This is a genomic window from Nonomuraea sp. NPDC003201 (assembly GCF_053590415.1).
In genome coordinates, this window is sequence record NZ_JBSFTC010000428.1 from 1 (window position 1) to 7322 (window position 7322).

The following is a 7322-nucleotide window of genomic DNA, read 5'->3' on the forward strand; positions in this document are numbered from 1 at the left end:
AGCGTCGCAACCTTGCCGGGATACCCCAACTCGAGGAGGTGCACCCGCTCAGTGAGGAGTTCGTCGCCGGGCAGCAGCACGCCGCCGACCTCTTCCACGCCGACGGGCTGATCCAGAAGAAAGATCGCGGTTGCGGACGCCGTACTTCCCGAGATCGCCGAACTGGTGCCGTCCGGGGATCACCGTCGTACGGCCAGGTACCGCGCGAGGTGGTCGATCACCTCGCGCGCGTCGTCCTCGATGCCGTGGATGAACGTGGACCTGCGCCGCCGCAGCACGGGCAGCCCCAGCGCGTACAGTCCCGGGCTGTCGACGACACCGCCGTCGTGGCGCAGCCGGCCCTTCTCGTCGACCACGGGCACGTCGAGCCAGCCGTAATCGGGCCGGAAACCCGTCGCCCACACGATCGAGCGGATCTCGCCGCTCCGCAGGTCGAGCCGCAGACGCGCCGACTCGGGCACCCGGGTCGGCGCGAAGCGCTCGGGCGGGCCGGCCCCGACGTCGCGGCCCCGCGTACGCGCCCACTCGTCGAACGTGCCCAGCAGGCGCTCCATCTTGAGGTCCGCGAGCGAGAACACGTTGCGCAGCCCGCCGGAGAACAGCGCGCATCCGTCGCGCGCGGCCGCCCAGCGGCCGACCAGCTCGACACCCATCGAGGTGAGCGCGTTGAGATCGAGCGTCCCGCGTTCGGGAGTGCCGACGAGCTGGGGCGAGGGCAGCCGCCGGGCCCGCGCGAGGTCGTCGATCTCGTCGTATCGCTGGTCCCACACGCCGGAGGCGTCCATCCACCACAGCACGTCGCGTCCGCGGTAGGTGCGGGGCAGCCGCACGTGCTCCCCCACCGAGAGCGTCACCGGCCGGCCGGACCCGCGCAGCTCGGCGGCCAGCTGCACGCCGGTCGCCGACGCTCCCACTACGAGCACCCCGCCATCGGGCAGCCGATCGGGGGCACGGTAGTCGAACGGCGTCAGCTGCTCGACGGACGACGGCACCGCGTCGCTGAAGATCGGCACCGCCGGCCGGTTGCAGGCCCCGCTGGCGATCACCACCGTCCGGCAGCGGATCTCGCCGCGGCTCGTCGTCACGTGGTATCCGTCGCCGGTACGCCGGACGGACGTGACGTTCGTGCCGGTCCGGACGGGAGCCCGGGAGTACGCGGCGAAGCGCTCGATGAACTGCGTCACCTCCTTCGTGGTCATGTAGCCGTCGGGCTCCGGGCCTTCGTAGCGAAGGCCCGGCAGGCGGCTCTGCCAGTTGGGGGTGAGCAGCCGGAAGGAGTCCCAGCGTTCGCGCCGCCAGGAGTTCGCGACCTCGCCGCGCTCGATCACGAGGTGATCGAGCGACCGTTCGCGGAGGAAGTGGCTCGCGGCGAGACCGGCGTGGCCCGCGCCGATGACGACCGTGGTGACGTGCTCGATGGCTCGGCCTTTCAGGCTTTCAGGCTTTCAGGCGACGTCGACGGTGACGTTCGTCGGGTTGGTGAGGGCGTCGAACACGGCCGACCGCTTCTGGGACTGGGCCACCAGCGCCTCGATCTCCTGCTTGGAGGCGTCCGCGTCGATGGTGAACGTCACCTTGATGTCGTTGAAGCCGTTGCGGACGTCGGCGTCGACGCCGAGGATGCCGCGGATGTCGTGCTCGCCTTCGAGCGTGGCCTCGACCGAGCGCAGCTGGATGCCGCGGTTCTGCGCGACGGACGCCACGCCGGCCGTCAGGCAGCTCGCCAGGCCGACGAGGAGGTACTCGATCGGCGTGATGCCGTTGTCCTCGGCCGCGAAGATCTCGGGGTGGTCGGCGTCGAACACCGCTTCGGTCCGGTGGCTCTGCTCCTGCCCGAGGCCGAAGAACTCCTTGACCGTGGTGGTGCTGTGGACGCCGTTCTGCCACCTGGAGGATGCCCGCCAGACGAACTGCGCGGCCTCGGGCGCGCCCTTCAGCACCTCGCGCGCGTCCAGCAGCGCCTGCACGTTCACGCCATTGGCGACCGTGGTCATGTCCCGCCCCTTCCGGATCTTCCCGCATTCCCGGTAGGTATTTGACCATACACGCGCCGTGGCGGCTACCATAGCCCTATGTCGCAGCCAGCCCCGGCGCTCGCGGCCGGCACGACCGGCACGGTCGGCACCGTGGAAACCCGGTACCTCGACCTGCCGGAGCCGCTACACCTCGACTGCGGCCGGGAACTGCACCCGATCCGCGTGGCCTACGAGACCTACGGCGCCCTCTCACCCCGGCGCGACAACGTCGTCCTGGTGTGTCACGCGCTCAGCGGCGACGCCCATGCCGCGGGCCTGGCGAAGGCGCCGTCCGGCCAGAGCACGCGCGACGGCTTCGGGGCCGAGGACCGCGACGGCGCGGGCGGCAAGGGGCTCGGCTGGTGGGACGGGATGATCGGCCCCGGCAAGGCGTTCGACACCGACCGGTTCTTCGTCATCTGCACGAACCTGCTCGGCGGCTGCCGCGGGACGACGGGTCCCTCGTCGATCGACCCGGCGACGGGCAGGCCGTACGGGCCGGACTTCCCCGTGGTCACGGTCGCGGACATGGTACGGGCGCAGCGGGCGTTCCTCGACGTCCTCGGCATCGAGCGGCTCGCGGCGGTGGCCGGGGGCTCGCTCGGCGGCATGCAGGCGCTGCAGTGGGCGGTCCTGTTCCCCGGCCAGGTCGACGCGGTCGTGGCCATCGCCAGCACGCACGCCCTCCACCCGCAGGGGGTGGCCTGGAACGCGATCGCGCGTGACTCGATCATGCGCGATCCGGCCTGGCAGGGCGGCCACTACTACGGCACGGGCCGCCATCCCCATGCCGGCATGGGGGTGGCGCGGATGGTCGGCCACATCACGTACCTGTCCGCACCCGCGCTGAGCGAGAAGTTCGGCAGGCGGCTGCAGTCCGCCGACGCGCTGCGCTACACGATCACCGAGCCGGAGTTCGAGGTGGAGAGCTACCTGCGCCACCAGGCCGACTCGTTCGTCAAGCGCTTCGACGCCAACACCTACCTCTACACCTCGCGCGCGCTGACGTATTTCGATCTCGCGCGGCAGCATGGCGGATCTCTCTCGCAGGCGCTCGAAGGCGTTTGCGCCCGGACGCTGCTCATCGCCTTCAGCTCCGACTGGCTGTACCCGCCGTCGGCGTCGGAGGAGATCGAGCAGGCGCTGCGCGCCCTCGGCAAACCGGTCGAGTTCGAGGTGATCGAGGCGCCGTACGGCCACGACTGCTTCCTGCTCGAGGAGGCGCGGCAGACGCCCATCATCCGCCGGTTCCTGGCCGGGGCGACGTCGAGGAAGGGGTCTTCGTGACCGATCAGTTCCCCCGTGCCGAGCAGGCCCGCGCGTTCGGGTTCGAGACCCGGCAGCTGCACGCCGGGCAGCGGCCCGACCCGAACACGGGCGCCCGCGCGGTGCCGATCTTCCAGACGACCAGCTATGTCTTCGAAGACCCCGAGTCCGCGGCGGCGTACTTCAACCTGCAGGAGTACGGGAACACGTACTCGCGCATCATGAACCCGACCGTCGCGGTGTTCGAGGAGCGGGTGGCGAACCTCGAGGGCGGCAGCGGCGCGGTGGCCTTCGCCAGCGGGATCGCCGCGCAGGCGGCCGCGCTGTTCACGCTGCTGCAGCCGGGCGACCACGTCGTCTCCTCCTCCGCGCTGTACGGCGGGACGGTGAACCAGCTCAAGCACCTGCTGCGCAAGATGGGCGTGGAGCTGACCTGGGTCGATCCCGACGATCCGGACGCCTGGCGCCAGGCGGTACGGGCGAACACGAAGGCGTTCTTCGGCGAGACGATCGGCAATCCCGCCGGGAACGTGCTGGACATCGAGACCGTGGCGGCCATCGCCCACGAGCACGAGCTGCCGCTGATCGTGGACAACACGTTCGCGACGCCGTACCTGTGCCGCCCGATCGAGTGGGGCGCCGACATCGTGATCCACTCGGCGACCAAGTTCATCGGCGGCCACGGCACGAGCATCGGCGGCGTCGTGGTCGAGGCCGGCACGTTCAACTGGTCCAACGGACGGTTCCCGGTGGTCGCGGATCCGTCTCCCGCCTACCACGGCCTGCGATTCCACGAGACGTTCGGGACGTATGGCTACCTGATGAAACTGCGGGCCGAAACCCTGCGCGACCTCGGCGCGGCGCTCTCGCCGTTCAACGCCTTCCTGTTCCTGCAGGGGCTGGAGACGCTGTCGCTGCGCATGGACCGTCACGTCGACAACGCGCGGGCGGTCGCGGCCTTCCTCCAGACGCACGAGCTGGCCTCCAACGTGACCTACCCCGGCCTGCCCGAGAGCAGGTACCGGCCGCTGGTGGAGAAGTACCTCCCGCGCGGCGCCGGCGCCGTCTTCTCCTTCGACTGCGCCGGCGGCCGGACCGGCGGGCAGGGCCTCATCGGCGGCCTGACGCTCTGGTCCCACCTGGCGAACGTCGGCGACGCCAAGAGCCTGGTCATCCACCCCGCCAGCACGACGCACCGCCAGCTCGGCGACGACGAGCTGCGGGCGGCCGGCGTCGGGCCGGGGACGGTGCGGCTGTCGGTCGGCACCGAGTCCGTCGAGGACCTGATCTGGGACCTGGAGCAGGGTTTCGCCCGCGTCGCCGGAACGAACGGAAAGAAGGTGGAGACGCCATGACCGAGCTCGGGCGCTACCAGGACCCGCTGACGATCCAGCGCGTACTGCACTCCACCAGGACGATCGCGATCGTGGGCCTGTCGGGCAACGAGCTGCGAGCCAGCTACTTCGTCGGCTACTACCTCAGGCGGCACGGCTACCGGGTGATCCCCGTGAACCCCCGCGAGACGGAGATCCTCGGGGAGACCAGCTACCCGAGCCTGCTCGACGTGCCCGTGCCGGTGGACCTCGTGAACGTCTTCCGCGCGCCGGACGCGCTGCCCGCCATCGCGCAGGAGACAGTGGCGATAAACGCCGCCGCCCTGTGGTGCCAGTTCGGCGTGATCAACGAGGAGGGTGCGCGGATCGCCGGGGACGGCGGCGTGACCGTGATCATGGACCGCTGTCTCAAGGTCGAGCACGCGCGGTATGTGGGCCGGATGCACTGGCTCGGCTTCAACACCCAGCGCATCACCTCCGTCCGCGCCGGGCTCCAGTAGCCGCCCCTCGGCCCGCGCGGGGAACCGAGGGGGACGAGCTCGTCGCGATGTTCACCCGATACCTCCGGGGTGGCCCCGGAGGTATCGGGACGGACGGGCCGTGCCGGACCTCGTTACGGCGCGTTGGAGGTGAGGACGGCCGCGTCATAGGCGTCTTCCATCTCCTGGACGTAGGTGAACCAGATGTGCGCGAAGCACCTGGAGTTCGGCAGCGGCGGGGTCGAGGGGTTACCGCCGCCGCTGGTCTCGCACCGGCTGCCGGTGTCGCCGGCGCGGGCCATGCTGATCAGGCCCACGGCGAAGACCTGGCGGTGGTTCTGCGGGTTGACCTGGAAGACCGGCCCGCCGCTGTCTCCCTGCCCGGCCAGGATCGTCCCGTTGACGCTGTCGAGCTGGGCCATCGGGTACCTCCAGCCGCCGTCCGGGCGGCCGAACTCGATGTCCACCTCGCCCACCTTCGCGTTGCACCGGGTGCCGGTGAACGCTCCGCTGGTGCACAGGAACTGGCCCTCGAACGGGTACTTCGACCCGATCACCGGATTGCTGAACTCGGTGGTGGCGTTGTTGTTGTAGATCACGCCGTCCGTGCTGGTGCGGATCTTCAGGGAGTCGTTGTCGGGGTCGCCGCCGCTCACCGTGCCCATCTTGGTGCCGGTGGCGCCCGCGTCGAGCTTGCCGACCAGGACGATCTCGCCGGACTGGCGGCAGTGGTCGGCGGTGAGCAGGAACCGGTCCCCGGTGTTCAGGTCACGGATCCCGAACCCGGTGGAGCAGTATCCGCTCACGCTGGGCAGACCGGGCCGGCCGATCGTGATCGCGGAGCCGCCCCAGTACGGGATGGTGTCGGCGATGCGCGATAACGGCTCGGCCTGACGGCCCTCGGTCACCGTGACGGGCACGCCGGCCTCCCTGACGACGCTGGACGCGGCGGCGGCGTCGGTCGACCCGGTCACGCCGATCCGCAGGCCGTCCTGCGGGGACTGGTTGATCTGGACGATCCGGAAGCCCTCCGTGCCGCTGGACAGGCGTCTCAGACGTTCGCTCTCGCGGTCCAGTTCCCGCGCGGAGTAGCGGGCGGGCACCACGTCGACGGTGCTGTCCGACCCGGAGACGATCGATCGGATCTCGGCGGGCGGGTCGCCCTTCCAGTACAGGCGTACCCGGCGCTCCTCAACGGCTTCGGTGATCTTGCCGAAGCCGTCGAGGACGCCGCCGGCGGCTTTCAGCCGTTCGGCCGTGGCGTCGAGCTTCCCCTGGACCCGCAGGACCTCGTCCCAGGAGGAGAAGCCGGGCGGCGGCTCGGCGGCGATCGTCACGGGCTGGACGACGGCGGGCTTGTCCTGTGGCTGGTCACCGGCGGACGCCTGCGCGCCGGTCGCGGCCGTCCCGGAGACGACGAGCAGAGCGGCGGCGAAGGTTGTGGTGAAACGTGTACGCATGATGCTTCCTCGTTCGGTTGCGGATGTTGCCGCGCCCGACACTAGGCAGGGACAGAATTCCGTTCTGCAGCGAAATGCGCACCGCGGGCGTCCTTTGAGGCACTGCCGATTGCCCGTCGACGCGTGCGGAGGCGCTCAGTCCACCAGGCCCGCGCGGTAGGCGGCGATGGCCACCTGGACCCGGTTGGTGACGGCGAGCTTGTCGAACAGGTGGGAGATGTGGCTTTTGACCGTTGCCTCGCTCATGTGCAGGCACGCCGCGATCTCGGCGTTGGAGCGGCCGAGCCCCACCTCGGTGAGCACCTCACGCTCGCGGCCGGTGAGGGTCTCCAGCCGGGCGCGCCGCGCCCACCACCCCTCCCGCCCCTCCCGGCAGGTCGGCCACGCCCGTGGCGGGCTTCTACAGACCGGCCCGCACGGTCGAGTCGACCATCGAGAAGGTGCTCACCCTCACCACCTCCTCCCGGCTGCAGGTCGAGGCCGGCGGGAAGCTCGCCTTCAAGGGCATGACGTGGAGCCCGCCGGCTGCGGGGCTCTACCAGCAGGACGGCGGCTCCCAGCGGCTGGCGTTCGTCACGGACGGCGCCGGCGTCACGTACGCGGCCACCGACGGGCCCGCCTACGAGCTCATCCCCTGGTGGGAGACCCCTCCGGCCAACGTCATCGTCGTCCTGGCGTTCGCCGTCACCGCCCTGACGGCCGTGCTCGGCCTGCCGTCGGCCGCCGCAGTCCGGCGGCTGCGCCGACGTCCCTCCGCGACGCCGCGCG

The 7322-nt window shown here is 70.8% G+C and carries 8 protein-coding genes; 4 read left to right on the top strand and 4 right to left on the bottom strand.

Features of this window, described 5'->3' with window-relative positions:
- Positions 1 to 179: 179 nt before the first annotated feature.
- Both ACWDX9_RS56640 and ACWDX9_RS56645 read right to left on the bottom strand, forming a co-directional pair.
- Positions 180 to 1433, bottom strand: coding sequence for an NAD(P)-binding domain-containing protein (locus ACWDX9_RS56640; protein WP_449971280.1), 1254 nt, complete (start codon positions 1431 to 1433; stop codon positions 180 to 182).
- A gap of 12 nt (positions 1434 to 1445) precedes the next feature.
- On the bottom strand, positions 1446 to 1994 hold the full coding sequence (locus ACWDX9_RS56645) for an OsmC family protein (protein ID WP_449971264.1): 549 nt from the start codon (positions 1992 to 1994) through the stop codon (positions 1446 to 1448).
- A gap of 78 nt (positions 1995 to 2072) precedes the next feature.
- On the opposite strand from ACWDX9_RS56645, the gene metX reads away from it, so the two are divergent.
- Genes metX through ACWDX9_RS56660 form a run of 3 tightly spaced genes read left to right on the top strand, consistent with a single transcriptional unit; the run spans position 2073 to position 5115 of the window.
- Positions 2073 to 3302, top strand: a complete 1230-nt coding sequence (metX, locus tag ACWDX9_RS56650; protein WP_449971266.1) for a homoserine O-acetyltransferase MetX — start codon at positions 2073 to 2075, stop codon at positions 3300 to 3302.
- Positions 3299 to 4636 (top strand): O-acetylhomoserine aminocarboxypropyltransferase/cysteine synthase family protein, encoded by a 1338-nt coding sequence (locus tag ACWDX9_RS56655; RefSeq protein WP_449971268.1) that lies wholly within the window; start codon positions 3299 to 3301, stop codon positions 4634 to 4636. The genes metX and ACWDX9_RS56655 overlap by 4 nt, the downstream gene beginning before the upstream one ends.
- The gene (locus ACWDX9_RS56660; RefSeq protein WP_449971271.1) at positions 4633 to 5115 is read left to right on the top strand and encodes a CoA-binding protein; all 483 of its coding nucleotides are present in this window, start codon (positions 4633 to 4635) and stop codon (positions 5113 to 5115) included. Before ACWDX9_RS56655 ends, ACWDX9_RS56660 begins: the two co-directional genes overlap by 4 nt.
- Positions 5116 to 5228: 113 nt before the next feature.
- On the opposite strand, the gene ACWDX9_RS56665 is transcribed toward ACWDX9_RS56660, so the two are convergent.
- Both ACWDX9_RS56665 and ACWDX9_RS56670 read right to left on the bottom strand, forming a co-directional pair.
- Complete coding sequence (locus ACWDX9_RS56665) at positions 5229 to 6554, bottom strand: hypothetical protein (RefSeq protein ID WP_449971273.1); 1326 nt, start codon at positions 6552 to 6554, stop codon at positions 5229 to 5231.
- A gap of 135 nt (positions 6555 to 6689) precedes the next feature.
- A complete protein-coding gene (locus ACWDX9_RS56670) occupies positions 6690 to 6887 on the bottom strand; it encodes a response regulator transcription factor (RefSeq protein WP_449971283.1) in 198 nt (65 codons plus the stop codon).
- 56 nt (positions 6888 to 6943) lie between these two features.
- Here ACWDX9_RS56670 and ACWDX9_RS56675 point away from each other — a divergent pair.
- Positions 6944 to 7322: hypothetical protein (locus ACWDX9_RS56675; protein WP_449971276.1), on the top strand; the 379-nt coding region annotated here is incomplete at its 3' end.